The 25,368-nt window shown below is 38.4% G+C and carries 22 protein-coding genes; 16 read left to right on the top strand and 6 right to left on the bottom strand.

Annotation, left to right across the window (positions count from 1 at the left end; genetic code table 11):
• Positions 1-393 precede the first annotated feature (393 nt).
• From NSS81_RS11905 to NSS81_RS11875, 7 genes are all read left to right on the top strand, one after another.
• Entirely contained in the window at positions 394-2,067 is a 1,674-nt protein-coding gene (locus NSS81_RS11905; protein ID WP_342433706.1) for a peptide ABC transporter substrate-binding protein, read from the top strand.
• 172 nt (positions 2,068-2,239) lie between these two features.
• Positions 2,240-3,166: an oligopeptide ABC transporter permease gene (gene opp3b / locus NSS81_RS11900; RefSeq protein ID WP_342433705.1), complete on the top strand. Its 927-nt coding sequence runs from the start codon at positions 2,240-2,242 to the stop codon at positions 3,164-3,166.
• Between the two features lie 5 nt (positions 3,167-3,171).
• The gene (opp3C, locus tag NSS81_RS11895) at positions 3,172-4,326 is read left to right on the top strand and encodes an oligopeptide ABC transporter permease (RefSeq protein WP_342433704.1); all 1,155 of its coding nucleotides are present in this window, start codon (positions 3,172-3,174) and stop codon (positions 4,324-4,326) included.
• A gap of 18 nt (positions 4,327-4,344) precedes the next feature.
• Positions 4,345-5,400: an ABC transporter ATP-binding protein gene (locus tag NSS81_RS11890; RefSeq protein ID WP_342433703.1), complete on the top strand. Its 1,056-nt coding sequence runs from the start codon at positions 4,345-4,347 to the stop codon at positions 5,398-5,400.
• Positions 5,397-6,329: an ATP-binding cassette domain-containing protein gene (locus NSS81_RS11885; RefSeq protein WP_342433702.1), complete on the top strand. Its 933-nt coding sequence runs from the start codon at positions 5,397-5,399 to the stop codon at positions 6,327-6,329. The genes NSS81_RS11890 and NSS81_RS11885 overlap by 4 nt, the downstream gene beginning before the upstream one ends.
• A gap of 138 nt (positions 6,330-6,467) precedes the next feature.
• Positions 6,468-7,400, top strand: coding sequence for an RNA methyltransferase (locus NSS81_RS11880; protein WP_342434007.1), 933 nt, complete (start codon positions 6,468-6,470; stop codon positions 7,398-7,400).
• Between the two features lie 44 nt (positions 7,401-7,444).
• Positions 7,445-8,230: a hypothetical protein gene (locus tag NSS81_RS11875; RefSeq protein WP_342433701.1), complete on the top strand. Its 786-nt coding sequence runs from the start codon at positions 7,445-7,447 to the stop codon at positions 8,228-8,230.
• A gap of 39 nt (positions 8,231-8,269) precedes the next feature.
• Here NSS81_RS11875 and rluF read toward each other — a convergent pair whose 3' ends face one another.
• The gene (gene rluF, locus NSS81_RS11870) at positions 8,270-8,977 is read right to left on the bottom strand and encodes a 23S rRNA pseudouridine(2604) synthase RluF (protein ID WP_342433700.1); all 708 of its coding nucleotides are present in this window, start codon (positions 8,975-8,977) and stop codon (positions 8,270-8,272) included.
• A gap of 147 nt (positions 8,978-9,124) precedes the next feature.
• Positions 9,125-10,807, bottom strand: a complete 1,683-nt coding sequence (locus tag NSS81_RS11865; RefSeq protein WP_342433699.1) for a hypothetical protein — start codon at positions 10,805-10,807, stop codon at positions 9,125-9,127.
• 624 nt (positions 10,808-11,431) lie between these two features.
• Here NSS81_RS11865 and NSS81_RS11860 point away from each other — a divergent pair.
• On the top strand, positions 11,432-12,610 hold the full coding sequence (locus NSS81_RS11860; protein ID WP_342433698.1) for a ParM/StbA family protein: 1,179 nt from the start codon (positions 11,432-11,434) through the stop codon (positions 12,608-12,610).
• Between the two features lie 13 nt (positions 12,611-12,623).
• Positions 12,624-13,238, top strand: a complete 615-nt coding sequence (locus tag NSS81_RS11855; RefSeq protein ID WP_342433697.1) for a hypothetical protein — start codon at positions 12,624-12,626, stop codon at positions 13,236-13,238.
• Between the two features lie 121 nt (positions 13,239-13,359).
• Here NSS81_RS11855 and NSS81_RS11850 read toward each other — a convergent pair whose 3' ends face one another.
• Complete coding sequence (locus NSS81_RS11850) at positions 13,360-14,076, bottom strand: sulfite exporter TauE/SafE family protein (RefSeq protein WP_342433696.1); 717 nt, start codon at positions 14,074-14,076, stop codon at positions 13,360-13,362.
• A gap of 448 nt (positions 14,077-14,524) precedes the next feature.
• Between NSS81_RS11850 and NSS81_RS11845 the strand changes: the two genes are divergently transcribed.
• Together NSS81_RS11845 and NSS81_RS11840 are read left to right on the top strand one after the other, a co-directional pair.
• Positions 14,525-16,006, top strand: coding sequence for a UDP-N-acetylmuramoyl-L-alanyl-D-glutamate--2,6-diaminopimelate ligase (locus tag NSS81_RS11845; RefSeq protein ID WP_342433695.1), 1,482 nt, complete (start codon positions 14,525-14,527; stop codon positions 16,004-16,006).
• 92 nt (positions 16,007-16,098) lie between these two features.
• On the top strand, positions 16,099-16,383 hold the full coding sequence (locus tag NSS81_RS11840; RefSeq protein ID WP_342433694.1) for a hypothetical protein: 285 nt from the start codon (positions 16,099-16,101) through the stop codon (positions 16,381-16,383).
• Between the two features lie 63 nt (positions 16,384-16,446).
• Here the strand turns inward: NSS81_RS11840 and gdhA are convergent, their stop codons facing one another.
• Entirely contained in the window at positions 16,447-17,829 is a 1,383-nt protein-coding gene (gene gdhA / locus NSS81_RS11835) for an NADP-specific glutamate dehydrogenase (protein WP_342433693.1), read from the bottom strand.
• A gap of 178 nt (positions 17,830-18,007) precedes the next feature.
• Between gdhA and NSS81_RS11830 the strand changes: the two genes are divergently transcribed.
• On the top strand, positions 18,008-18,913 hold the full coding sequence (locus NSS81_RS11830) for a LysR family transcriptional regulator (protein ID WP_342433692.1): 906 nt from the start codon (positions 18,008-18,010) through the stop codon (positions 18,911-18,913).
• A gap of 129 nt (positions 18,914-19,042) precedes the next feature.
• The gene (locus tag NSS81_RS11825; protein WP_342433691.1) at positions 19,043-20,041 is read left to right on the top strand and encodes a glycosyltransferase; all 999 of its coding nucleotides are present in this window, start codon (positions 19,043-19,045) and stop codon (positions 20,039-20,041) included.
• 39 nt (positions 20,042-20,080) lie between these two features.
• On the opposite strand, the gene pepT is transcribed toward NSS81_RS11825, so the two are convergent.
• Positions 20,081-21,313 (bottom strand): peptidase T, encoded by a 1,233-nt coding sequence (gene pepT, locus NSS81_RS11820; protein ID WP_342434006.1) that lies wholly within the window; start codon positions 21,311-21,313, stop codon positions 20,081-20,083.
• A gap of 200 nt (positions 21,314-21,513) precedes the next feature.
• Positions 21,514-22,491 carry a nuclease-related domain-containing protein gene (locus tag NSS81_RS11815; protein ID WP_342433690.1) on the bottom strand — a complete coding sequence of 326 codons (978 nt, stop codon included), beginning with the start codon at positions 22,489-22,491 and terminating at the stop codon, positions 21,514-21,516.
• A 266-nt stretch (positions 22,492-22,757) separates the two neighbouring features.
• Here NSS81_RS11815 and NSS81_RS11810 point away from each other — a divergent pair, with 266 nt between their 5' ends.
• The 3 genes from NSS81_RS11810 to NSS81_RS11800 are packed head-to-tail and all read left to right on the top strand — an operon-like array spanning position 22,758 to position 25,266.
• Positions 22,758-23,642: an ABC transporter ATP-binding protein gene (locus tag NSS81_RS11810; protein WP_342433689.1), complete on the top strand. Its 885-nt coding sequence runs from the start codon at positions 22,758-22,760 to the stop codon at positions 23,640-23,642.
• 5 nt (positions 23,643-23,647) lie between these two features.
• A complete protein-coding gene (locus NSS81_RS11805) occupies positions 23,648-24,445 on the top strand; it encodes an ABC transporter permease subunit (RefSeq protein ID WP_342433688.1) in 798 nt (265 codons plus the stop codon).
• A gap of 23 nt (positions 24,446-24,468) precedes the next feature.
• The gene (locus NSS81_RS11800; protein WP_342433687.1) at positions 24,469-25,266 is read left to right on the top strand and encodes an ABC transporter permease subunit; all 798 of its coding nucleotides are present in this window, start codon (positions 24,469-24,471) and stop codon (positions 25,264-25,266) included.
• Positions 25,267-25,368 lie beyond the last annotated feature (102 nt).

Raw genomic sequence — 25,368 nt, 5'->3', positions numbered from 1 at the left:
TTCACCTTTATCATTCAATGTATTTGATTTCAGTTTAGTGAAGAATACTGGTATTTTAACCTAACTCCACTTGAAAGTACACATTCATCAATATTTCTGATAGAAAGTATAAATATTGGACAAAGGGAAATTACTCCCATTTCTTAGCAGAGGGCTTTTATTATTGGGAAAATAACAGATTAAGAAAACTTTTAAAAATTTCCACTAGTAAATCAGCTTTAAACTAATGTAAAATCAATACTATTAGTATTCTAAAATAAAAATAAAGTATAATTTTTAGACTTTTTTATATATTAAGTCTTTACAAGACTACTAGAAAAATAGTATGATTCTTTTAGATTCTTTTTTAGTATCAAATTTACAGAAAAATAGGAAAATAGGGAGGTCTTCTAAATGAAGAAAAAATTAACATGGCTTTTAGCTCTTAGCCTAGTACTAAGCATGTTTTTAGCTGCGTGCTCTGGCGACAAAGAAACAGCTGATGATACAAAAAAACCAGCTGATGATCCGAAAGTAGAAGAAGTAGAACAAGTATTGAATTTTATTAATGGTGATACTATACCATCTATGGACCCATCAATGGCAACTGATGAATATGGTTTCCAATTCTTAGGTACTATAATGGAAGGTTTATACCGTCTAGATGAAAACGCAAAAGTTGCTCCTGGTATTGCAACTAAGCATGAAGTTAGCGCTGATGGGAAAACTTGGACTTTCACTTTGCGTGAAGATGCAAAATGGTCTAATGGTGACCCTGTAACTGCACACGATTTCGTTTATGCTTGGCAACGTGCAGTAAACCCTGAAACTGGATCTGAATATGGTCCATACATGATGGGTGGCGTAATTAAAAACGCTACAGCTGTTAATAAAGGTGAAGTTCCTGTAGATCAACTTGGCGTAAAAGCTGATGGTGACTACAAATTAGTAGTTGAACTAGAAAACGCTACAGCATATTTTGAATCTTTAACAACATTCGGTACTTTCTTACCGTTAAACCAGAAGTTTGTTGAAGAAAAAGGCGATGCATTTGCAACTAGCGCTGATAATTTATTAGCAAACGGACCATTCAAGTTTGAATCATGGGAAAGTACATCTCAAAAATGGACGCTTATTAAAAACGCAGATTACTGGGATGCAGCAACTGTAAAATTAGAAAAAATGAACTATCAAGTGGTTAAAGAAGCTCAAACAGCAGTTGACTTATACGAAGAAGGCACTGTTGACCGTGCTGGCTTATCTTCAGACTTAGTTGACCAATATGCTACACACGAAGATTATGTAGTAACACCGCAAACTTCAGTATTCTATTTCAAAATTAACCAAACAAAAAACAAAGCTCTTGCTAACGTAAATATCCGTAAAGCAATCAGCAGAGCATTTGATAAGCAAGCTTTAGTTGATGAAATTCTTAACAACGGATCAATCGTTGCTAATGGTTTAGTACCAAGAGATTTCGTTCCAACTCCTGATGGAAAAGACTTCCGTGAAGTAAGTGGAGATCTTGTAACATTTGATGTTGCAGAAGCTCAAAAATTCTGGGAGCAAGGCTTAAAAGAATTAGGTGTAGATAAATTAACTGTTGAATTCTTAGGCGGCGACAGTGATACATCAAAAATGATGGATCAGTATATTTCTAACCAATTACAAAAGAACCTACCTGGCCTTACTGTAACATTAAAGCCAGTACCATTTGAACAACGTCTTGATTTAGATACAAAAATGGATTATGATGTTCAATTTGCTGGTTGGGGCCCAGACTTCTTAGACCCTTATACCTTCTTAAACCTTTGGTTAACAGATGGTGGAAACAATAAAATGGGATATTCAAACCCAGAGTATGATAAACTAATCAATGAAACTGCTACAACTCTTGCTACAGATAACGAAGCACGTTTTGCTAACTTCTTAGCAGCAGAAAAAATCCTTTTTGAAGATGCAGCTATTGCACCTGTATACCAAAAGGCAACTGCTCAATTAGTTTCTCCAAAAGTTCAAGGTGTATTTGTTAACCCATTCGGTGCTACTTATGAATATAAGTGGTCAAGTGTTGGAGCAACAGAATAATATAATTTCATATTAAAAATGAATAAGTATTTAGCTAGGTAGAAGGGAGTGTGTGCTATTTTGGCATATACTCTCTTTTCTCCTTTTAAACGAGAATATTCCGAAGATAACAAAAATTATCATTCGCTATAATAGATTCAAACTAATAAGGAAAAATTTAGGAGGTGCAAAGATGACTCGATATATTCTCCGTCGTGTATGGTATATGTTTATTACACTCTTCATTATTGCCTCGGCGTCGTTTTTTCTTATGAAAATGCTACCAGGCAGCCCCTTAAAAGCAGACGATAAATTGACTGAAGAACAGAAAGCAATTGTATTGGAAAAGTACGGGTTAAATGATCCAGTGCCAGTTCAATATGTAAAATATCTTGGCGGACTTGCACAAGGTGACTTAGGTATTTCATTTACATTTGATAGTACACCTGTTACAAAAATATTAATGGACAGAATTGGTCCTTCGGCACAATTAGGTGCTCAAGCATTACTGATTGGTTCAGTATTAGGAATCTTACTAGGATTAGTAGCCTCTATTTACCGAAACAGTCCAATTGATTATTTTGCAACATTCTTTGCTGTGTTAGGAACCTCTATTCCTAACTTCGTTTTCGCAGGACTATTGCAATATGTATTTGCGGTGCAATTAGGTTGGTTACCGGTAGCGTTATGGGGCGAATTTGAACATGCGATTCTGCCTACGATTGCTTTAGCAATATCTCCATTAGCAGTTGCTGCACGTTTTACAAGAACAGAAATGGTGGAAGTATTACATTCTAATTACATCATTACTGCTCGTGCAAAGGGTGTAGCTGAATCTGGAATTATCTTTAAACATGGTCTGCGTAATGCCTTAATTCCGTTAATTACTGTTATGGGTCCAATGGCAGTTGGTTTAATGACTGGTTCAATGGTTATTGAACAAATTTTTGCCATCCCTGGGATTGGTGAACAGTTTGTAACTTCAGTTGTTATGAATGATTATCCAACAATTATGGGAACAACATTATTATTTGCATTTGGCTTTATCGGAATTATCTTAATCATAGACCTCCTATACGGATTGATTGATCCTAGGATTAGATTAGCAGGAGGGAAATAAATAAAATGGAAAAAAATAACTTTGAAAAAATACCAAAAGAATTATTTGTCCCTCTTGACCGTAAAGAGGATACTAGTGATAAGATTTCAGCTCCAAGCAGAACGTTTCTCCAGGATGCCAGAAGAACACTGCTTAAGAATAAACCTGCAGTATTTAGTATTTTTATTCTCATTCTGATTATTGTTATGAGCCTTGTTGGACCGTTGATGAACGATTATGGAAGTGATGATCAGGAATTATCAAGAGCAAAAATGCCTCCGCGTATTCCGGTTATTGAGAATATTTCTTGGTTAGGTTTTGACGGGACGATAAGTAGTAAATACAAAGGTGCAACCGTTGAACAGGCGACAAGAAATGCGATTGCCAGATACGGTAATAAAGAAGAGTTTGTTGATATTGAAGTTTTAGAAAAAGGTAACGGAACTAAAAATTCAGCAGAAGTTAAAGCGACATACCGTGTATATGAGGCCAAAAACATGCAGGATACTTATTTTTGGGTAGGTACCGATGTATTGGGTCGTGACCAATGGACGCGGTTATGGGAAGGAACTAGAGTATCGTTAATTATTGCCTTCGCTGCAGCCTTTATCGATGTTATTATCGGTGTTTCCTATGGTGGGATTTCCGCGTTTTATGGTGGAAGAGTCGATAATATTATGCAACGGATCGTTGAAGTACTTGTAGGTATCCCTAGTCTAGTCATTATTCTCTTAATGATGCTTATCCTTAAACCGGGGATTGTCTCGATCATCATCGCATTAACAATAACAGGTTGGACAGGAATGTCCCGGATTGTCCGAGGCGAAGTACTAAAAATAAAAAACCAGGAGTTTGTTTTAGCTTCAAGAACATTAGGTACTTCGAATGGAACAATTATCAGAAGGCATTTAGTTCCAAATATTAGTGGGATTATTATCATTAATACGATGTTTACAATTCCGGGCGCAATCTTTTTTGAAGCATTTTTAAGCTTTATCGGCTTAGGTATTGCCCCTCCAGCTGCATCATTGGGATCGTTAATTGACATCGGGTTTGATAACCTTAGAACTTATCCTTATTTACTCGTATATCCGGCAGTCGTGATCTCAGTACTCATGATTGCATTTAATATCGTAGGTGACGGTTTACGTGATGCCTTTGATCCTAAGATGCACAAATAAGAAGGTAGGTGTTTATAAATGAGTAAATTATTAGAAATTAAAGATTTAAAAGTATCATTTAACACCTACAATGGTGAAGTGCAAGCTGTTAGAGGTGTGACCTTTGATCTTAATAAAGGGGAAACACTTGCTATAGTAGGTGAATCAGGTTCAGGTAAGTCGGTTACATCCAATGCGATTATGCGGCTTCTTCCGGAACCAACGGGTTTTATTAAAGAAGGTCAAATCCTCCTTGAGGGAGTAGATTTAGCCAAAAAGACAAATAAAGAGATGCAAAAAATTCGTGGTAAAGATATTTCGATGGTTTTCCAAGATCCGATGTCTTCACTAAATCCAACAATGAATATCGGAAATCAGATTATGGAAGGTCTAATAAAGCATCAAAACATGGACAGAGCTAATGCAAGGAAAACAGCACTTGAACTTCTCGATCTTGTTGGAATTCCTCAGCCAGAGGTAAGAATTAAACAATACCCGCATCAGTTTTCAGGCGGTATGCGTCAACGTGTAGTCGTAGCGATAGCTCTTGCTTGTAATCCGAAAATATTAATTGCTGATGAACCAACAACAGCACTTGACGTAACCATTCAGGCACAAATTTTGGAATTGATGAAGAGTATTCAACAGAAGACAGAAAGTGCAATTATCTTTATTACGCATGATCTTGGTGTTGTAGCAAATGTTGCCGACAGAGTGGCAGTTATGTATGCTGGTAAGATTGTTGAAATTGGAACCGTTGATGATATTTTCTATAATCCAAAGCATCCATATACTTGGGGACTAATTGGTTCCATGCCTACTTTGGATAGCACGGAAGATGAACTGTTTGCTATTCCGGGTAGCCCGCCAGACTTGCTTAATCCGCCAAAAGGAGATGCTTTTGCTCCAAGAAATATCTTTGCTTTAGAAATTGATACAGTGATGGAACCGCCGATGTTTAAAGTATCTGACACGCATTACGCGGCGACGTGGCTTTTACATGAAGATGCACCTAAAATTGAACCACCTGATTCAGTCAAGCTTAGGATGCAGGGTTTCTCTAATACAGGTGGCAAGGACGGTGGACAGCGTTGACACGAGAAAAATTACTAGAGGTTAAAAATTTACAAAAGCATTTCTCTGTTGGCAAAAAAAGTGTCATTAAGGCAGTAGATGGGGTAACCTTTGATGTTTACAAAGGAGAAACCTTTGGACTAGTTGGTGAATCAGGTTGTGGAAAATCAACAACAGGAAGAACCATTATACGGCTTTATGATGCAACAGGCGGAGAAGTTAAATTTAATAATGAAGATGTCCATGGGAAAAAATCAAAGGACCAGCTTCGTAAATTTAACCGGAAAATGCAAATGATTTTCCAAGACCCTTCTTCTTCATTAAACCCTCGTATGACTGTTTTGGATATTATTGCTGAGGGATTAGACGTTCATAAACTTGTTAAAAATGATGTGGAACGGAAAAAAAGAGTAGAAGAATTACTAGAGGCAGTTGGTCTAAACAAAGAGCATGCTACCCGTTTCCCGCACGAATTTAGTGGTGGTCAAAGACAAAGGATTGGGATTGCCCGTGCTTTAGCAGTGGAACCAGAGTTTATCATTTGTGATGAGCCTATCTCCGCATTGGACGTTTCTATCCAAGCTCAGGTAGTTAATCTACTTAAGAAATTGCAAAAGGAACGCGGTTTAACTTACTTGTTTATTGCCCATGACCTTTCAATGGTAAAATATATAAGTGACCGAATTGGTGTTATGTATCGGGGCAACTTGGTAGAGCTGGCAGATAGTGAAGAATTATACTTGAACCCAATTCATCCTTATACAAAGTCACTATTATCAGCGATTCCCCTTCCAGATCCGCGCTATGAACGGACACGTAAACGGATTAGTTATGATTCGACTACACACGATTCAAGTGACGAGTCTCAGCTAAGAGAAGTTAAGCCTGGACACTTTGTACGCTGTACAACAAAAGAACTTGAACGTTATAAGAATGAACTCAATAATTAAAACACTAAAAAATCCTTGCTTTTAAAATGAGCAAGGATTTTTTAGTGTTAATTGATATAATGAAGTTATATAAAAGATAAAATGAAAAAAGAACGAAAAAAGGATGGTAACTCATTGGGTGATACGAAACAAAAAATAATGAATTATATCTATACATATGCCTATCCAGAGGATGAAAAGTCATTGTGTGGACTAGAAATGCGCTCTATGTTTGGTGTTGATACTTTTTCAAATATATTGGAGAGCAAGGTGGAAATTGATCCATCAAGAAGCCCGTTTATTAAAGAAAGAATTGCTGTGCTCTTTGAAGAGAATAGTCTACAGAAACTTCTCGAAAAAACAGCGACCTTACAACTTAGCGGGGCAACATTTAAAGTAATATATGTGAAAAACGCCAGCCTCGCAAACGCAGATAAGGAAGGGTATGAGATTCGAAGGAAGATTGAGCGCGAAATTGGATTACATATTAATGGTGAGGCAGATTTTCAAGACCCGGGCCGATTATTTGGAGTAATGAATGTAAACGATAGGTGGATATTTGGGGACTATGTTAAAAGTGAGGCTGTATGGTACCGTCATCAAAAGAAACCCCATGGTTATTCGACAGCGCTTAACACACGTGTTGCTAGAGCAGTGGTGAATATCGCTATTCCAAATCCTAGTAATATCAAGGCAATTGACCCTTGCTGCGGAATTGGGACGGTGCTAGTCGAAGCACGTTCAATGGGGATCGATATCGTGGGAAGTGACCGTAATCATTTAATCCTTCCAGGGGCAAGGGCAAACATCAAACACTTTGGTCTTACAGGAGAAGTAGACTTAGCAGATATCCGTGATATTACTGGACAATTCGATGTTGGAATTATCGATTTACCGTACAATTTATGTTCCGTAATCACGCCAGAAGAACAATTGGAGATGCTAAAAAGTGCACGCAGGTTTGCCAAGAAGGTAGTCGTAGTAACGGTTGAACCAATTGATGAGATACTAGTAAAGGCTGGATTTACCATTGTTGACCGTGCAGTTGCTAAAAAGGGATTATTTACGCGTGAAGTAATTGTATGTTTCTAAAAAATTTTTAATGTCATAAAAGGTCTTAAATTTTAGAAGGTTTGGTGAAGTATGTGGATATTGGCGGTTATGAAGTAAAAAGAAAATTATCCTCAAATGACACAGGCTTGTCAGTATTCGAGGTAGTTGAGAAAGAAACTGGCAGCTTCTTTATTTTGAGGTTAGCTGACTTTTCTAATAAAACAACTGATTTTAAGAAGGCACAGTGGAGCAGCTTACATGATGAGTATCAGCGAGTCATTTCTGAATTTACCCACTTGCCTCGAATAGTAAAAATGACAATGATTGACCAGGATTACTCCTATTCACTTTTGGAATGCGAAGAGGGCGAGACATTAGCAATAAAGGGAAACATCAATTTAGAGCAGGTAAATCAACTTCTAGAAGCAGTGCGCCATTTGCACCATAATAATATGGTACACGGGTCTATAACAGCTGAGAATATTTGGATTACAACAGAAGGTAAAGTGATCTTATATGGTGCGGGGGAAGCAAAGATTTTTGAAGGGAAGTCACGTGTAAGTACTGCTTCAGATACTCGGCAGTTAGTAACTTTAATCCAAAGGTATGCCAAGTTAAGGCCGTCAATACATGAAAACTTAAAGATAGAGCAGCCGATGACTATTGATGAGGTAGAAATAATTCTAAAGAACGCTGACAAAAAATTAGGATTGAGCGAAGATAATAAATTAGTTGCCTTTCTTGAAAGGAAAAGTATGAACCAAAAAAAGGAACTCGCTACTAGAGTAATTGTCAATCGTAACGTGATTCTGGGCGGAGCAGTAATTTTGGGATTACTTATCCTAGCAGTTTATTTCAAACTCAATTAAAGATAGAAGAGGATAAGCAAAATGCTTATCCTCTTATCATTACCATTCCTTTGGTTCGTAATTTAGCTCTCTAAATAATTGAGTACGTTCTTTCTTAGATAGGTCACGCCATTGTCCAACAGGGAGGTTGCCTAAATGAATGTTCATTATTCGTATTCGCTGCAATCGATATACCTCATAGCCAAGCGCTTCGCACATACGGCGAATTTGGCGATTTAATCCTTGAGTTAAGGTAATTTGAAAGACATATTTTGAAAGTTGAACAATCTTACAGGGTAGTGTTTTCGTTCCTAAAATTTTTACCCCTTCAGTCATATTTTTTAAAAAATCAGGCGTAATAGGTTTGTCCACGGTTACGATATACTCTTTTTCGTGCTTATGTTCAGCCCGTAGAATTTCATTGACAATATCGCCATCGTTTGTAAGTAAAATCAACCCATCCGAATCCTTATCAAGTCTTCCAATATTAAAAATCCTCAATGGATGATTTACTAAATCAACAATATTACCTTTAACACTTTTTTCAGTGGTACTAGTGATTCCAATTGGTTTATTTAAGGCAATATAAACGTAATTTCTAGCAACCCTGATTGGGTCACCGCTTACACGGACATCATCCCCAGGCTCCACCTGACTGCCTATCCTGGCGACTTTCCCATTTATCGTAACTCTGCCTTCACTAATTAATTTATCTGCACCTCTTCTTGACGCTTTACCAGCCTCAGAAATATATTTATTTAATCTCATGTCACCCACACCCTTAAAAGGTTAATTTATTTCTTACAATAACCAACTATCGGCCATTTTTCAAGAAGTAAGGTAATTTTCCATGTTACATATCTTAAAAAAACACGATGAAGTAGGCTTCATCATGTTTTTTTTAACTTATAAATATTATTCAATACCCTCAATGACAAGATCCTTTACAGGCAAGAATTGTTCCTCGGTATCTTGGTAGGTTGCGTTTACTCTATCCCCTTCTTTTAAGTAAATAGCGATTGGTTCCTTTTCAGAAGAGATGATAAAGTTTTTACGATTGTCCAATAAGAAGGAAATAACGGTATAGTCACCGGATTTTTCCTTATAGACTCTCAAAACGGCTCCGCTAACCTTCTTTTCCAACGCCTTTGAGCTGCCATCAACGCTGCCGCCCCCTCTTTGTAACGCCAGTTTGTACTGTCTTAGAGCATCATTGGGAGTCGTTCCAAATACTGATATTTCCGGATTAGCTGCAGAAACGATAAAGTAATTTTGCAGGAAGCCATTTGAATCAAGCACAGGTGTTAACCAGCTGGCTTCGCCGTAGAAATTATAGAGAACAGGCATTTCTCCATGCCATTTCTTTTCAATAAACTTCTTTTCAATAATTTGCAGGTTACCCTGTGAGTCCATATAGGATTCCTCTAGGTTACCTGTGTAGTATGTCGCTTCGCCTGACCGCGAATCGGTGAGTGAGTACCCAAGCATGGAGTCAACGCCTTCTTTAGGGCTTGTGAAGTCAGTGAAGTAGTACATCACGCCATTTTCATCGAAAATCGGACTTACGTTAGCTTCTGTTCCTTCATCTGAGGGGAGCTTTACATCAGATTTTCCAAATATACTATTCCAGAAGCCATGAATATAGTTGCCGTAATAGCTGTTTTGGAGGCTGACTACTTCAGGTGATACAGCCCCTTCAATAAAGTCCGGGACTTTTGATAATGGATAGCTGTTCGTTTCGCCGCTGTTGGAGTCTACAACAACGACTCCTTTAACATCAAATCCATTTCTACCTGAAATAAATTCACCAAATGAACGGATGTAATAGGGTGTCCCCTCATCATCAACCTCTAATTGTACGTCACCATAGAAAATATTTTTTGGATATTGCATGCGAATATGACGTTCAATGTTTTTGTTGAAAAAGGAAGAAGGCGTATAATCCATTTCTGCTTTAATAAATTTAGGATTTGCAGAAGAATCTGTAGCGCTTAAAGTAAAGTATCCAGGCGTAGTATCACCCTTCCACCATTTGAAAAAACCAGAAAATTCAACAGGAGCAATATAGACATAATCACCGTTTACTTTTTGTATTTGCAGGTTGCCAAGCTCGTAATAGCTCGTATTTGGGACCTGGCTAAAAGCTTTTTTCATCTTATTGCGTGCAAACTGTGGTGGAACACTAGCAGGAGTTTCTTTCTCATCGAAGGCCTTAAGCTCGACCTGTTCCTCCATTTTTGCCACTTCAAACTTTTCTTCAGCATTAAACAGAAAGGCCGTTAAGAAATAGATACCAATGAAGAGACTGCCAACAAAGAGAATAGCCTTAACCATTCTTTCGTTACCTGATGAAAATAAAGTACCAATAGCAGTGATAATGATAAATAATGGCCATAAAGATGACAGGTTTCTGTCTATATTTGTTCCATAGAAAAACAGAAAGGCAGCAATCGTTAATAAGACAACAGCAGTGACAATGGCCAGAGGGGAAACCCCTGCACGCTTTTTCTTGTCATCTTTTCCTTTTTTAAAAAAGGGAATAAGTATAAGTGTAGCTGTGATTGAAAAAATGAGTGAAAATAATATTATATTTCCCATGAAATTCCTCCTAAAAAAAGTTTGCTTACTATTTATACGAGTTTGTAGGAAAAAAGATTCATCTACAGAAATGTCAATTGGCAGTAAAAAGTACTAAAGTATAGTTAATGATAGAGAGGTGAGTTTTCGATGAAAGAAATTTCTTTTCAAACCCGAGAATACCAACAAGCAAAGATATTGAAACCATTCTAGAAAAAATTTATTTAGAAATAGATACAATAATCTAAAAGAACACCTCACACTTTCTAAATAGTGTGAGGTGTTCTTTTAGGGTTGGATTAGCGCTTAACCTCCCTCTGAGCTATACAATAATATAGGTCCATTTTCCTTTGTATACAAAAATGTTTACATGTCTACAATTTGTAAACGTAATGTTTACAAAAACGTATACTTGTTTACGAACCTGTACACATCCCGTTGTACAGCCATGTATACGGGTTTGTAATCGTTGTATACAAAAGTGTTTACAACGATTACAAAATGTTTTCAGTTTTACATTTTGATATATATTAGTAAAGTCCTATTGAAGAATCTACCAATCTTCTATAATCTAATAGTAGATAACTAGTTACATAACTTTACCAATTCACAACTTAAATTTAATAGAATGGAAGGATGATTGATTTGAATAATACTAGAATTGCAGCAATTGATGTCGGAAATGATTCCATAAAAGCGATTTTTGGAGAAGTGGAATATGAGTTAAATATCCCCAATATAGTCGCAAGGGATACGGAGGATCGCCCTGTCATCGGCATTGAAGAATTAGATGATAAAAATCCATTGGATGGTATTCATATTAAGGTCCACTCCCCTGCCTTGAAAGAAAATAATGCAATTTATCGAATTGGTAATCTTGCAACGAAAAGCAATAATGCAACAGAGTTAGATCCAGGCAGTAGTAAATCAGAGGAAGATCAAACACTGATCATGCTTTTTACTACGTTAGCACTTGATGCAGTAAACGAAGAAAATGCTAGGGTATTCCCGAGAGTGAAAAATGTGATTGATGCAAACTATACCTTAGGCACTGGTCTCCCTCTTCGTGAAGTAAAGGAAGGGAAAGATGCAGGGTATCGCTCAAAACTTAGTGGTTCTGTACATCAAGTAGAATTCTTAGTTACTCCGAAATACCAGGGAATAAAAGTAAATATAAAATTTGATGAGGTAAAGGTCTATCCTGAAGGATTTGCCGCCTATATTAACCTTGTAATGGATAATAATCTTAAGATTATTAATAAGGACCTAATTGACCGTCAGATTTTGATTCAGGATATCGGTGGTTTATCAACAGATATCGCCGTGATTAAAAATCGTAATGTGGATGATGATAAAGCACAGGGCTTTAATCTTGGGGTTTCGGAAAGTTTAGAAGCTATTCGTGAAGAGATTAGATCAAAGCACGGAGTTGAACTGGATAGTCGCCGTGATGTAGTTGACATTATCACAAAGAAAAATGACCGTAACCATATTATGGTCAAAGGAAGCCGGACAAGTGTCCACGATATCACCGATCGTATTTTGCTTGATTTAGCAAAGAAACAATATCGCCTATTACGAAATGTCTGGTCAAAGAATTCACAAACAGAGATTTGTTATTTTGTGGGCGGCGGTGCCACAGTGCTCAAGGATTATCTTAAAACATTAAATAATAATTTAGATGGATATAATATTGACTTTTTTGAAGATGAAAAAGAAAGTATTTGGATGATGGCCAATGCGTATTACAAGCTGATTACTGACTTTGTTCGAAAAGCAGAAAAGCAAAAAGTAGCAGAAGCCAAAAAACCTGTTGCAAATTAACTAAGGTGATGAAATGAAAAAAAACTCCTCTAATGAGATTCAGCGGGGCCAAGCGATTTCCTTTCGTGTCCCCTCTGACACACCTGACCATATCGTAAAGCATTTACAAAAGCTAAAAGAAACGGAAAAGAGAAATTTTTCCAGTAGAATTGCCGAGTTTGTTATGGAGGGGGTCAGCCTTTCAAACGCAAAAGATCGTGAGACGATTACGATCCCACTTCCAAAAAAACTGACGAAGGCACAGCGGAATTGGTTAAAACATGAACATTCAGAGGCACTCCTGGGAAATATTATCTATCAGTTAATAGCTGACCCTGTGCGTTCCACTTCTTTATTGGCAAATTTAAATAGCAACTCGCTAGATATCGATGAGGCTTTATATCTTCAGGAAGAGGTATTTCCCGAGAAACCTTCCGTTCACAACTACAGGGATAATCTGTCTCAGGAAACAGAGGCAAGCGTGGAATCTGCTGCTGCCATTGATATAAATGATATCGAAGATGATTTACTTGATTTTGATTGGGAAAATGCCAAACAACAAAAGCCAAAAAGCGAAGAACAAATCAATATGACAGAAGATGACCTTGAAGATCTATTAGGTGGTTTTCTTGCGAACATGAATAAGTAGTTTCTTCTAAAAATGTATGCAAAAGGCTTTATTAAGCTCATATTGGCTCCAATCAACTGGTTGGTTGAATAGAGCCATCCAAGAAAAATGGACCCAATTCAATGGGTCCGTTTTTTAAAAGTCACTGTATCCAGAGCAAGAACAAGCCTTCTGTAATCCCTAAATTGTACATGTAATAAAGTCCGAAAACGGTACTAACTACGCCGGTGATTTGAGTTAGTGTTTTATTAAGGCTTAGTTTTTTTGCACTAAAAACAAAGGGGATTCCAATAAGTGTAGTAAAGAGAAGCATCCCAATTACTGTTCCTGCTCCAAAGATTAGGATATAAATGGCCCCTTCCCAAACACTATCTACCGTGCTCATTGTTAACAAAACCATTGCACCGCTGCCGGCAAGGCCGTGAACCAGACCAATAATCATCGACCGCAGATAGGGAAGCTTTTTATGTTGGTGGATATGTTCGTGATCTCCGTTATGGCCGTGGGAATGGATATGTTTATGCAGTTCGTTATCATGTTCATGCTTATGTATATGGATGTTTTTGAAAGAACGAATCGTTGTAATTCCTAAATAAACAAGCATAATGCCTACTAAAAACTCTAAGGACATTGCCCATTTTTCAGGGATTTCACCTTTCATGGCAATAAGAACGATACCAATAACAAATAATGTCACCGTGTGGCCAATCCCCCAAAACACTCCGGCTAATGAGGAACGCCATAACTTTTTACTCTGAGTGGCTATAGTGGACACTGCAATGACATGATCTGGCTCAATCGCATGCTTAAAGCCAAGAACAAAACCTAAAGCCAATATAGATAACAAACTTGCTTCCATTAAACTCCCTCCAAGAACTGAGATTATACTTTTTTGAATAATGATATATAAAAATAGATATATTAAATAAGACATAATAAATATATCATTATAAATAGTTTTAATTCAGGAAAGATTCGAACTTTATATGGCGTTTTAGATAGGGTGGAAGTTATGGAAATCATCCCTTTCACTAGAGGTAGAAGTAGAATTATTAGAGTTCTAAGAGTATAATTATCTAAATAAACATGAGTAGTAGGACTTGGTTAATATTTTAAAGATGGAGGCCTTTAAAGCTAATAGTTAAGTCACTATTATTACCTAAATACTTACAATTCACATTTAGCTAAATTGCTTTATAAGGGGTAGACAAACCGTTTTATAACAGGCGCTATGCTTTAATAATGAAAGTTCTATAAAAATAGATTGGTAAGTATTCTTTATTATGTACAAACAAGGAGTTGAGGAAATGCTAGCAGCCTCAGTAGTTGAAAATTTAAATTTTAGGATTATTAAAGGTGATTTAAATCGTGAGGTAAGTTCAATTGCTTACGATTCCAGAGACGTGATTGCCGATAGTGTTTTCGTTGCAATAACTGGTTTCACGGTCGATGGGCACCAATATATTACAAAAGCAATTGAAATGGGAGCAACCACCATAATTAGTGAAAAAGATGTCGTGGTAGAAGCTGATATCACGATCCTTAAGGTTGCTGATACGAGAGAGGCATTAGCAAGAGTTTCTGCTAACTTTTATGATAATCCTACTGAAAAGCTAAACTTAATCGGGATAACGGGGACAAATGGCAAAACTTCAACTACTTATTTTATCCAATCAATTTTTGAACAAGCAAAAAAATCAATTGGACTCATCGGTACAATTGGTACGATGATAAAAAATCAAGTAAGAAAGAATAAAAATACAACGCCAGAATCTTTAAACCTGCAGCAAATTTTTTCTGAAATGGTTGAAGTGGAAACAGAGAATTGCATTATGGAAGTGTCCTCGCACGCTTTAAGTCTAAAACGAGTGGCTTTTTCTAACTTTAATACAGCCATTTTTACCAACTTAACACCGGATCATTTGGAGCTGCACGGTACGATGGAGGAATATTTCCTCGCAAAAGCGGAATTATTCCACATGGCTAAGGATTTTAATATTATCAATATTGATGATGAGTATGGGAAAAAGCTAGTGGATATAATTAAAGAGGAAGACCCAGCTCTACTAACTTATGGACTTGAAAATAATGCTGATATTTATCCGACGAATATTCACTATGGTGCAGATTTTACGAGCTATACTGTGAATACTCCAAGTGGAAGTATTGATGTTAGGGTGAATATTCCTGGGGTTATTTACGTATATAACAGCCTCGCAGCTATTGCTTGTGCTTACTGTAATAATATTAGTCTAGAGGATATTCAAAAGGGAATAAACAGTCTGGAAGGTATTAAAGGTAGACTTGAGGTTGTTTATAAAGAGGATGATTATAAAATTGTCATAGACTTTGCCCATACTGAAGATGGCTTAGAAAAAGCACTTTCAACACTGAAGCCACATGCAAAAGGACGAATGATTTTAGTCTTTGGTGTCTATGCGGCACCAGGTGAAGAAGGAAGGGATAAACGGGTAGCGATGGGCAAGATTGCGGCAAATTATGCAGATGTAGCCATTGTGACCTCGGACAACCCAAAAGACCAAGATCCCAATGCAATTATTGATGAAATTGTTGAAGCAATCGAAGCGGAAAATGGAGAATATCAGGTCTATGTCGATCGTAAAGAGGCAATTGAGCGTGCGGTTGAAATGAGTGAATCGAATGATATTATTCTTATAGCGGGTAAGGGTCACGAAACCTCGCAAATTATCGGTAATAAGGAAATTCCATTTAATGAATCCGAAATTGTGTTAAATGCGATTAATAATAAAAAGCAATTAGTAGGTTAAAAGTAGGAAATTGATCTGAAGTAGAGTCAATATTGTACTGAATTAACGTTTGCACTATATTATGTTCATTTACTCAGGTAAGGAGGAATGTCGTGAAACGGAAGGCAGATACATTTGAGGAGTTTTTACTTGAGTCTTTTAGAGATGGAATTAGTTGCAGAGAATTAAGATTATCTGCGGATGAATTAGCTTATGTAAAAGTTAAATATCCAAGGGCAATGATCAAAAATTTGCTGTCAGACGTATGTGCGGATGGAAAGTCGTGGTTTGAAATTACTCTCTCTCCTGCTAATGGTGAGAGGGTTGAGTCTAGCAGGAAAGAAGAAGATATCAAACAGGAAAATAGAAGTTTGAAGTTAGAGATTGAAGCATTATAGAAATCAGTTGATAAAATAGCGGTGGAATAAGAGAAAACGGATGCCTAAGCACCCGTTTTCTTTTTATATGACGCCTTGTGCAATCATTGCATCGGCAACTTTTAGGAAACCAGCGATATTGGCTCCGACGACTAGATTGCCTGGATGGCCATACTCTTCGGCCGCCTTGACACTGCTTTGATAGATATTTATCATGATTTTGTGTAGTTTTGTATCGACTTCTTCAAAGGTCCAGGAAAGGCGCGCGCTATTTTGCGCCATTTCTAAAGCGGAAACGGCGACACCGCCGGCATTAGCCGCTTTACCAGGAGCAAAAAGAATATCATTTTCTAAAAATACATCGATGGCCTCAAGTGTCGATGGCATGTTTGCTCCTTCACCGACTGCTTTCACGCCGTTAGAAACAAGAATTCTTGCGGAGGATTCATCAATTTCATTTTGCGTTGCGCATGGTAAGGCGATGTCACATGGAATCGACCAAATACCAGCACAGTCCTCGAAATATTCAGCCTCAGGATGTTCAAGGACATACTCACTAATTCTTTTTCTGTCTACCTCTTTTATACGTTTCACAGTGTCGAGCTTAATGCCTGTCGGGTCATAAATATAGCCGTTAGAATCACTGCAGGCAACAACTCTTGCCCCAAACTGAGTTGCCTTTTCAATTGCATAAATGGATACATTACCTGAACCTGAGACGACAACCGTGCTATCTTCGAAGCTGAGATGCTGGTCGGCTAGCATTTCTTGGACAAAATAAACGGTACCATAGCCCGTGGCCTCTGTTCGTGCTAAGCTACCGCCATATCCAAGCCCTTTACCGGTAAGAATACCTGCCTCATAGGCCCCGCGGATTTTTTTATACTGCCCGAACATGTAACCAATTTCTCTGGCGCCCACGCCAATATCGCCCGCTGGTACATCAGTGTCTGGGCCGATATATCTGTAAAGTTCAGTCATAAAGCTTTGCGTAAAGCGCATAATTTCTCCATCAGATTTACCCTTAGGATCAAAATCGGAACCGCCCTTGCCTCCGCCAATTGGCTGGCCTGTTAACGAATTCTTTAAGGTTTGCTCAAAGCCCAAAAATTTAATAATGCTGGCATTTACTGAGGGGTGAAACCGTAAGCCCCCTTTGTAGGGGCCGATTGCGCTGTTGAATTGAACGCGGAAGCCTCTGTTTACCTGTACCTTTCCGTTATCATCTACCCACGGAACCCGAAAGGAAATCACTCGTTCTGGTTCAACCAACCTTTCGAGTATTCCTTGTTCGATATATTTTGGCTGCTTTGCAAATACCGGAATAAGGGAATCAAAGATTTCCTTTACGGCTTGGTGGAATTCACATTCATATGGATTGCGGGTTAACACTGTTTGAAAAATTTCATTAACGTAATCAACGGCCGCTGTTTGCTCATGTTTTTTCATTTGTTGTATCGTTTCCATAAAGGCCTCCTATCACCTATTTGTGTATAAAAAAATTAAAGTCAAGTTATTTTTAAAATTTTCAATATTTTTAGTATATTATTCTAGTGAGTATTTTACATTTATTAATCAATCTAAGCAATATAGAATATAGATAAGATTAATATCAAAATTAGATGAGTGAAGTGAGGTGAGGAATGTGGAACTAAGACAAATCCAATATTTTATAGAAGTAGCTAAGCGTGAGCATGTTACAGAAGCGGCCCATAACCTTCATGTTGCCCAATCGGCCGTAAGCCGGCAAATTTTTAATCTTGAAGCAGAATTGGGTATTGATTTATTTTTTCGAGAAGGACGAAATGTTAGATTAACACCGATAGGCAAGGTATTTTTAGACCATATGCAGCAAGCAATAAATGTGATCGATGATGCAAAGAGAGAAATTGAAGAATATTTAGACCCTGAGCAAGGGACGATTCGAATTGGTTTTCCCAGCAGTTTGGCTTCCTATACTCTTCCAACTGCCATCTCAGCATTTCGTGACCAATATCCTCAGGTTAAATTTCAACTGAAACAAGGCTCCTACCGTAATTTAATTGATGGAGTAATCCGAGGGGAATTTGATTTGGCATTAATTGGACCTGTTCCAAAGCAGGAAAAAAAGGTGAAAGGTAGGACGCTTTTTTCTGATAACATTGTCGCGCTTCTGCCTGTAAGTCATCCGCTTGCCAATAGAAAGACAGTGAAACTGAGTGAACTACGAGAGGATTCCTATGTCTTGTTTCCAAAAGAGTTCGTCCTAAGGGATATTATTGTGAATGCCTGTGCTCAGCAAGGTTTTCAGCCAAAAGTGTCCTTTGAGGGAGAGGATATTGATTCGATAAAGGGGTTAGTTTCTGCGGGGCTTGGCATTACGCTAATTCCTGAAATAACTTTGGTCGATCATCAGCCGCGTTCAACAGTAAAAATCCCTATTATTGAGCCTACTGTTACCCGTACGGTCGGTGTCATCATTCCAAGTGACCGTGAGCTCCTCCCTACCGAAAAACTTTTCTATGATTTTCTCATAGACTTCTTTATGAGGCTAGACCAGTTTCAGGTGTAAAGTTCTGGTCAGCCGTTGTACTATTCGTATTTTATTCATGATGATAAAATACAAATTAAATAGGCAGCTTGACGAGACGATTTCAAGTCTAAGGCAATGTCTTACTGCATTAGGAAAAGGTGGATTAATATGAAAAAGGTTGGTTTAGTGATGCGGAAGATTCAATTTGCGGAAGCGCAGGGCCCGCGTGTATTTGCCGAACGCCTCAAACAAATTGGTCAGGAAGTAGGTGTGGAAATTGTGTTTATTTCACCGGAACGTCATGTGAGTGAGTATGACTGGCTTCCTGGTTATGAACATGAAAAGGGTGATCTGGTTAATTATGATGTCGTACTGGATAAAATCTATGCTGAAAAAATTGACCATGTGATCTATACCGTATCAGGTTTTACTTATTTAAAAATGTTTATTAAAAATAGTGTACTTTTCCCGCATAGTTTCCCTGATCCTGCTTTGACAGGCTACGAGATGATGAAGCCCTTTTATCAAATCGTCGACAAGGCGGTCGTTTCTACTGAGTTTCTCAAGCGGGAGTTAGATCGAAACTTTGGTGTTACCGATGTTAAGGTCATTCCGATCGGCTTTAATGACAATCTGGCAGATAAACATTTTGACCCGTTGCAAATCGTTGATAACCGGGTGCTATGGATTGGTCGCGACGAAGAGAATCGCCGTCCAGATCTTGTTTTAGAATATGCAAGGCGGAATCCTGATAAGGAAGTTTTTATGGTGTTTGGCGGTGAACGTTACCGCGAGAGTATGAAGAAGTATCAAATCTCAGACAATGTGAAGTTGAAGTTTGCTTTGACGCAGGATGAAATTTTTGTATTGATGAATACGGCTAAGGTGTATTGGAGTTGTTCGAAGTTTGATACCTTTGCCATGCCACTGACAGAGGCGTTAGCGATGGGGAAAATTGTCGTCAAACCAGAACATCCCTGTTACGATCATATTAGCTCGCAGCATGCGTTTGCGGGTAATGAAAAGAATTGGTTTGAGCTTGTGAATATGGCGGTGGCTGCCCCTAAGAAGTTCTCGTTGGAAAATCGTTTATATGCCTATGAGAGGTTTTCTTCGAAGGTTATGAAGCAAGGCTATAAAGAGTTTTTTGAGGATTGGATAAAATAAATCGAGCTAACCCTTTATACGATGGGTTAGCTCTATTTTTTAGGCTTGTTGTTCAGTCAGTTTGATAATTTCTATTACGGTGTTAGTAGATTTAATCATATTATCAACAGAAATAAACTCAAACTTTCCGTGGAAGTTCTCCCCGCCAGTGAAAATATTCGGCGTTGGCAAACCCATATAGGATAGTTGAGAACCGTCCGTCCCGCCGCGAATTGGTTTGATGATTGGCTGGATGTTGAGATTCTTCATGGCCTGTTCAGCAATATCAACAATCTCCATTACTGGTTTAATTTTTTCCCCCATGTTGTAATATTGATCATTCAGTTCAAGAGTGATTTTATCCTGACCGTATTTTTCTTTAAGTTCGTTCGTGACGTTTTGTATCTTCGTTTTTCTGGCTTGGAAGATTTCCATGTCATGGTCCCTAATAATATAGTGGAGCTTTGTTTGCTCAACATCTCCGTTGATTTCCAGCAGATGGTAGAAACCTTCATATCCTTCTGTATGCTCTGGCGCTTCCTTTTCAGGCAGCATGCTATGTAAGTCCATCGCAATTTTCATTGAGCTAACCATCTTGTCCTTCGCGGAGCCAGGATGAATATTGTTTCCTTGGATAGTGATCTTTGCAGCAGCGGCATTAAAGCTCTCATACTCTAACTCCCCTAGCGGCCCGCCGTCAACGGTATACGCATGCTTGGCATTAAATTTAGCGACATCAAATTTATGCGGGCCCCTGCCAATTTCTTCATCAGGTGTGAACGCAACGCGGACCTTGCCATGTTTGATTTCAGGATGGTTAAGTAGGTAGGACATTGCGGTCATGATTTCTGCTATGCCAGCTTTGTTGTCCGCACCCAGGAGCGTCGTCCCGTCGGTTGTGATTAAGGTATGACCCTTGTAGCTTGGTAAGCTTGGGAAATCTTTAGGCGACATCACTACGTTGAGTGCTTGATTTAAAACAATTTCGTCTCCGTGGTAATCTTCAATGATTTGCGGGTTCACGTTTGCTCCAGTAAAATCGGTAGCAGTATCAACATGCGCTAAGAAGCCGATCACAGGCACGTCCTTGTCTGTGTTGGATGGTAACGTCGCCATAACATAACCATTTTCATCCACGGTTACCTCTTCCATACCGATTGCCTTTAGCTCACCAACAAGCATGTTAATCAGCGTCCATTGCCCCTTGGTAGATGGACAGGTCTCACTATTTTCATCAGACTGCGTATCAATTTTTACATAAGAAGTAAATCTTTCAATCATCTCACTCTTCAACATAGCCACACTCCTCATTTTAGTTAGTCATTTTTATAATAGCACTTTCATAATGAGTGCGGAAATAGGATAACTGGGTGTTGGCTGAAATTCGCAGCGGATAGGTGGTTCCAACTGGCGGATGAGGGCTGCAACTGGCGTATGGGCGTCGCAACTGGCGTATGGGCGCCGCAACTGGCGGATACGCCAGCCTAAATAGCCTATTTGTTTTTTATAGGGTTTCCTTTTTTTCTGAAGTCCATTGTATATGACTGGTATCGAAAAGCTCCTTTGCTATCTAATTCCATACTCTGCAATATCCGTTTCGCCGTATCTATATCCCCACCCATAAACTCTCCGCATTCACTATTCGTGATAGTCCTTTTAAAAACCAAGAACCACTCCCTTAACGCTGGGATATGAGCCAGATGATTGTTGGCCTTGCAGCCGGGACAATGCCATGTCCTTGGAACTTTGATCATCCCTATCGTCCCGCACGTCACACACCGCACACCTGACTGAAGTTCATTAAATGGAATTTGATAGGTCTCACTGATTGGCTTTGGAATATAAATACGATGACATTTTAAGAGCTCAGCAGACAATCGGTTGAAGGCATCTAGTTCCAACTTTTTTCCATGCCGGGGGAGATTTTTAATATAGGGTGGAATCATGTTTGGGAATAAGATTGTTGTTTTTGAAGGGGGAAATTCAACAATTTGTTTCGGGTAGGCTAATACTACTGCACCATAAAGTGGAAGATGGATATTTCGAGACTTAAGCCAGGCTGTAAGTAGCTCAAGATTTCTCTCCAATTGTACCACGAGACTTTCATACGAATGGACAACTCCATTTTCCTTCGTCTGAACCAGTTGGGGAGGATTTTCCTTGAAGTTTAAGCTTCCGCTAATGTTTTTCGTTTCCAGGATCACACCATAATAAGGAGTCTTAAAAAAATGATCCATTTGAAAGGTACTGTCTGAAGAGAGTGATAAATCGTGAAAAATAGTATTTTTAATCGGAAATGTGTAACTTCGAAGTACCTCTGCTACCCTTTCCTCACCGCCGATTCCTGCCTCCACTGCAGCTTGCTTTGTAGCTAATATCGGGGCAATTGCATGCTGTACCGATAATCGGCTTTGAGTGGCGATTAAACCTTGTAAACTAAGTGAATCATCCCTATCTTTAGCCGTAATCATCTTTAACCTCCAAAAAATATTTCCTTCCAAAGCATCGTACCACAATTTAATTTAACAAAATTTGTACAATTCATTAAATTTTGAAAATTAGACTTGACCACTATTGACCAGAGAGGTCAACGGGATTACAATGTGCTTGCCTGATGTGTTCAACGTTGAAATAAGGAGACGCACAGTGTGTAAACAAAGTTCTTAAATCTAGACCAAAGAGATGTTTACGTAGAGATGTTAAAACCGCTTTTTACAAATAAAGGGAGGTTCTACAAATGAATATAATTGAAATTAAGAGCTTAACAAAGACGTACGGCAAAGCAAGAGGGATAACCGATATTAGCTTTAATGTGGAAGAAGGAGAGATTTTTGGCTTCATTGGGCCAAACGGGTCGGGAAAGTCGACGACGATTCGGACGCTATTGTCGCTTATCTACCCGACAAGCGGCAGTGCGACAATCTTTGGGAAGGACTGCATTCAATTTGCTCCCGAAATCAAAAGGGAAATCGGATATCTGCCTTCTGAAGTTTTTTACTATGACAATATGAAGGTAAAGGACCTCTTAAACTATTCAGCGAGCTTTTATAAAAAGGATTGTAGCAAGAGAATCAAAGAATTGGCTGAAATTATGGACCTTGACCTCAATAAAAAAATCGATGACCTATCCTTAGGAAACAAGAAGAAAGTTGGGATTGTCCAAGGTCTGCTCCATGAACCGAAGCTTATTATTCTCGATGAACCTACAAGCGGTCTGGACCCCTTGATGCAGCAAAAGTTCTTTGAATTACTAGAAAAAGAGAATAAGAAAGGGGCGACAATTCTCTTTTCCTCTCATATCTTAAGTGAGGTTCAGCGCCTATGTAATCGGGTGGCAATCATTAAAGAAGGTAAAATAGTTACGGTTGAAAAAATTAGCACCTTAAAAGAAAACACCCATAAAAGGTTTAAAATCGAATTAAAATCACCGCTGGATACAAGCTATTTTAACTTAACGGGTGTTAGTAATTTAGAAGAAAAGAATAAAGTTGTCAGCTTCCTTTTTAGCGGCAATATAAATGAAATCATGAAGAAAATTGCTGCAATTGAAATCGCAAATCTATGGATCGAAGAACCTGACCTTGAGGAGATCTTTATGCATTATTACGTAAAGGAGGCTTAAGTAACATGAATATATTTATCCATGAATGGAAGTCTTATCAGAAATCGACCATGATATGGACGTTCTCGTTAGTGTTGCTAGTTGTCGTTATGATGTTAATGTTTCCTGCCTTTGCAACGGATGCAGAAAGTTTTATAAAGGTACTGGAGGGTTATCCGCAGGCAGTTAGAGATGCCTTCGGGATTGACCTTGGAACTTTTTTTTCAATCCTTGGATTTTACTGCTATGCATTAACAATGGTTACCCTGTGTGGCGCAATTCAGGCAATGAATCTAGGAACCTCAATTATCAGCAAGGAAGTTCGTGAAAAGACCGCTGATTTTCTGTTAACAAAGCCCGTGACACGCCACCAGGTTTTGACTGCTAAGCTTCTGGCTGCACTCGCTTCATTAGTGGTGACAAATGTGGTTTATATTGCGGCAGCAAGCTTCATGGCCATTCAAGTCAGAACAGAAGAGTTTAATCTAAGCACGTTTATTCTGCTTTCACTAACATTGTTTTTTGTGCAATTGATGTTTCTGGCAATTGGAATTATCGTCACTGTTGTTGTACCTAAGGTAAAATCTGTGTTGACCATTTCGCTAGCTACTGTATTCGCCTTTTACTTTTTAGGAATGTTCAGCTCAACGACGGGTGATGACGCAAAACGGTATATTTCTCCGTTTAAATATTTTGATACTGCCTATGTCATGGAAAACGCCGGCTATGAGATACCCTTTTTGATTGCGGGAGCGGCTGTCATTATCTTAGCTATTGGGGTAAGTTATTACGTCTATGCAAAAAAGGATATCCATGCCGTATAAAGGCGTTAGGAGGAGAGCCAAACATGAATATTTTTATGAGAGAAATGAAGTCTCACCGAAAATCGCTGATTTTTTGGAGTATTGGTGTCGTCCTGATGGTTGTAACGGGCATGAGTAAATATGCCGGTATGTCTTCATCGGGGCAATCGATGAATGAAATGGTCGCACAGATGCCAACCTCAATTAAAGCGGTCTTTGGTTTGGGGAGTTTTGATATTTCAAAGGCAAGCGGTTATTATGGAATCCTTTTTCTTTATTTGCTTTTAATGGCTACGATTCATGCTACAATGCTCGGTTCCATAATTCTGGCTAAAGAAGAACGGGATAAGACCTCTGAGTTTTTATTTGTAAAGCCAGTATCAAGAAGAACGATTATTACCGCAAAACTACTGGCGGCCTTCGTGAATATTGTGATATTGAACATTATTACCCTTATTTCCTCGCTGGTTATTGTAGGCAATTATAGCGAGGGTGAAACATTTTCTGGTGATATCGTGCTGACAATGGCGGGAATGTTTATATTGCAGCTTCTGTTTATGTTGATTGGTAGTGCACTTGCTGCGGTAAAAAAGAAGCCAAAGGCGGCAGCCTCCCTGGCAACGGGTGTTCTATTATTAACGTATGTATTATCGATCGCCATCGATTTGAATGAAAGTATCGAAGGCTTGAAGTATGTCACTCCTTTTAAATATTTTGAAGCAAAAAATATCATGTTTGGCGGCGGATTAGAGCTAAGTTTTGTGATCCTATCAGTGGTGGTAATTGTCGCACTTACGGTGGTAACCTATGTTTTTTATCAAAAAAGAGACTTAAACGTATAGCGAGCAGGAGGGAACAAGCGCATCTTGTTTCCTTTACTATTTTTATTAAGCTAACGAAAGTGGTAATATGATAAAGTCGAATTGTAAAAAGGAGGAAAAGAA

Source organism: Neobacillus sp. FSL H8-0543 (genome assembly GCF_038592905.1).
In the GTDB taxonomy this organism is placed as follows: Bacteria; Bacillota; Bacilli; order Bacillales; family Cytobacillaceae; genus Neobacillus.
The sequence above is the reverse complement of the archived record's forward strand: the minus strand, read 5'-3'. Positions and strand labels throughout refer to the sequence as shown.

Excerpts from the sequence above, each read along its gene's own strand:
- rluF (WP_342433700.1), bottom strand. The coding sequence starts at position 8,977 with ATGAGATTAAATAAATATATTTCTGAGGCTGGTAAAGCGTCAAGAAGA.
- NSS81_RS11810 (WP_342433689.1), top strand. The coding sequence starts at position 22,758 with ATGAATATAATTGAAATTAAGAGCTTAACAAAGACGTACGGCAAAGCA.
- NSS81_RS11865 (WP_342433699.1), bottom strand. The coding sequence starts at position 10,807 with ATGGGAAATATAATATTATTTTCACTCATTTTTTCAATCACAGCTACA.
- opp3b (WP_342433705.1), top strand. The coding sequence starts at position 2,240 with ATGACTCGATATATTCTCCGTCGTGTATGGTATATGTTTATTACACTC.
- NSS81_RS11880 (WP_342434007.1), top strand. The coding sequence starts at position 6,468 with ATGAATTATATCTATACATATGCCTATCCAGAGGATGAAAAGTCATTG.
- NSS81_RS11805 (WP_342433688.1), top strand. The coding sequence starts at position 23,648 with ATGAATATATTTATCCATGAATGGAAGTCTTATCAGAAATCGACCATG.
- gdhA (WP_342433693.1), bottom strand. The coding sequence starts at position 17,829 with ATGGAAACGATACAACAAATGAAAAAACATGAGCAAACAGCGGCCGTT.
- NSS81_RS11825 (WP_342433691.1), top strand. The coding sequence starts at position 19,043 with ATGAAAAAGGTTGGTTTAGTGATGCGGAAGATTCAATTTGCGGAAGCG.
- opp3C (WP_342433704.1), top strand. The coding sequence starts at position 3,172 with ATGGAAAAAAATAACTTTGAAAAAATACCAAAAGAATTATTTGTCCCT.
- NSS81_RS11890 (WP_342433703.1), top strand. The coding sequence starts at position 4,345 with ATGAGTAAATTATTAGAAATTAAAGATTTAAAAGTATCATTTAACACC.
- NSS81_RS11855 (WP_342433697.1), top strand. The coding sequence starts at position 12,624 with ATGAAAAAAAACTCCTCTAATGAGATTCAGCGGGGCCAAGCGATTTCC.
- NSS81_RS11905 (WP_342433706.1), top strand. The coding sequence starts at position 394 with ATGAAGAAAAAATTAACATGGCTTTTAGCTCTTAGCCTAGTACTAAGC.
- NSS81_RS11815 (WP_342433690.1), bottom strand. The coding sequence starts at position 22,491 with ATGATTACGGCTAAAGATAGGGATGATTCACTTAGTTTACAAGGTTTA.
- NSS81_RS11800 (WP_342433687.1), top strand. The coding sequence starts at position 24,469 with ATGAATATTTTTATGAGAGAAATGAAGTCTCACCGAAAATCGCTGATT.
- NSS81_RS11845 (WP_342433695.1), top strand. The coding sequence starts at position 14,525 with ATGCTAGCAGCCTCAGTAGTTGAAAATTTAAATTTTAGGATTATTAAA.
- NSS81_RS11850 (WP_342433696.1), bottom strand. The coding sequence starts at position 14,076 with ATGGAAGCAAGTTTGTTATCTATATTGGCTTTAGGTTTTGTTCTTGGC.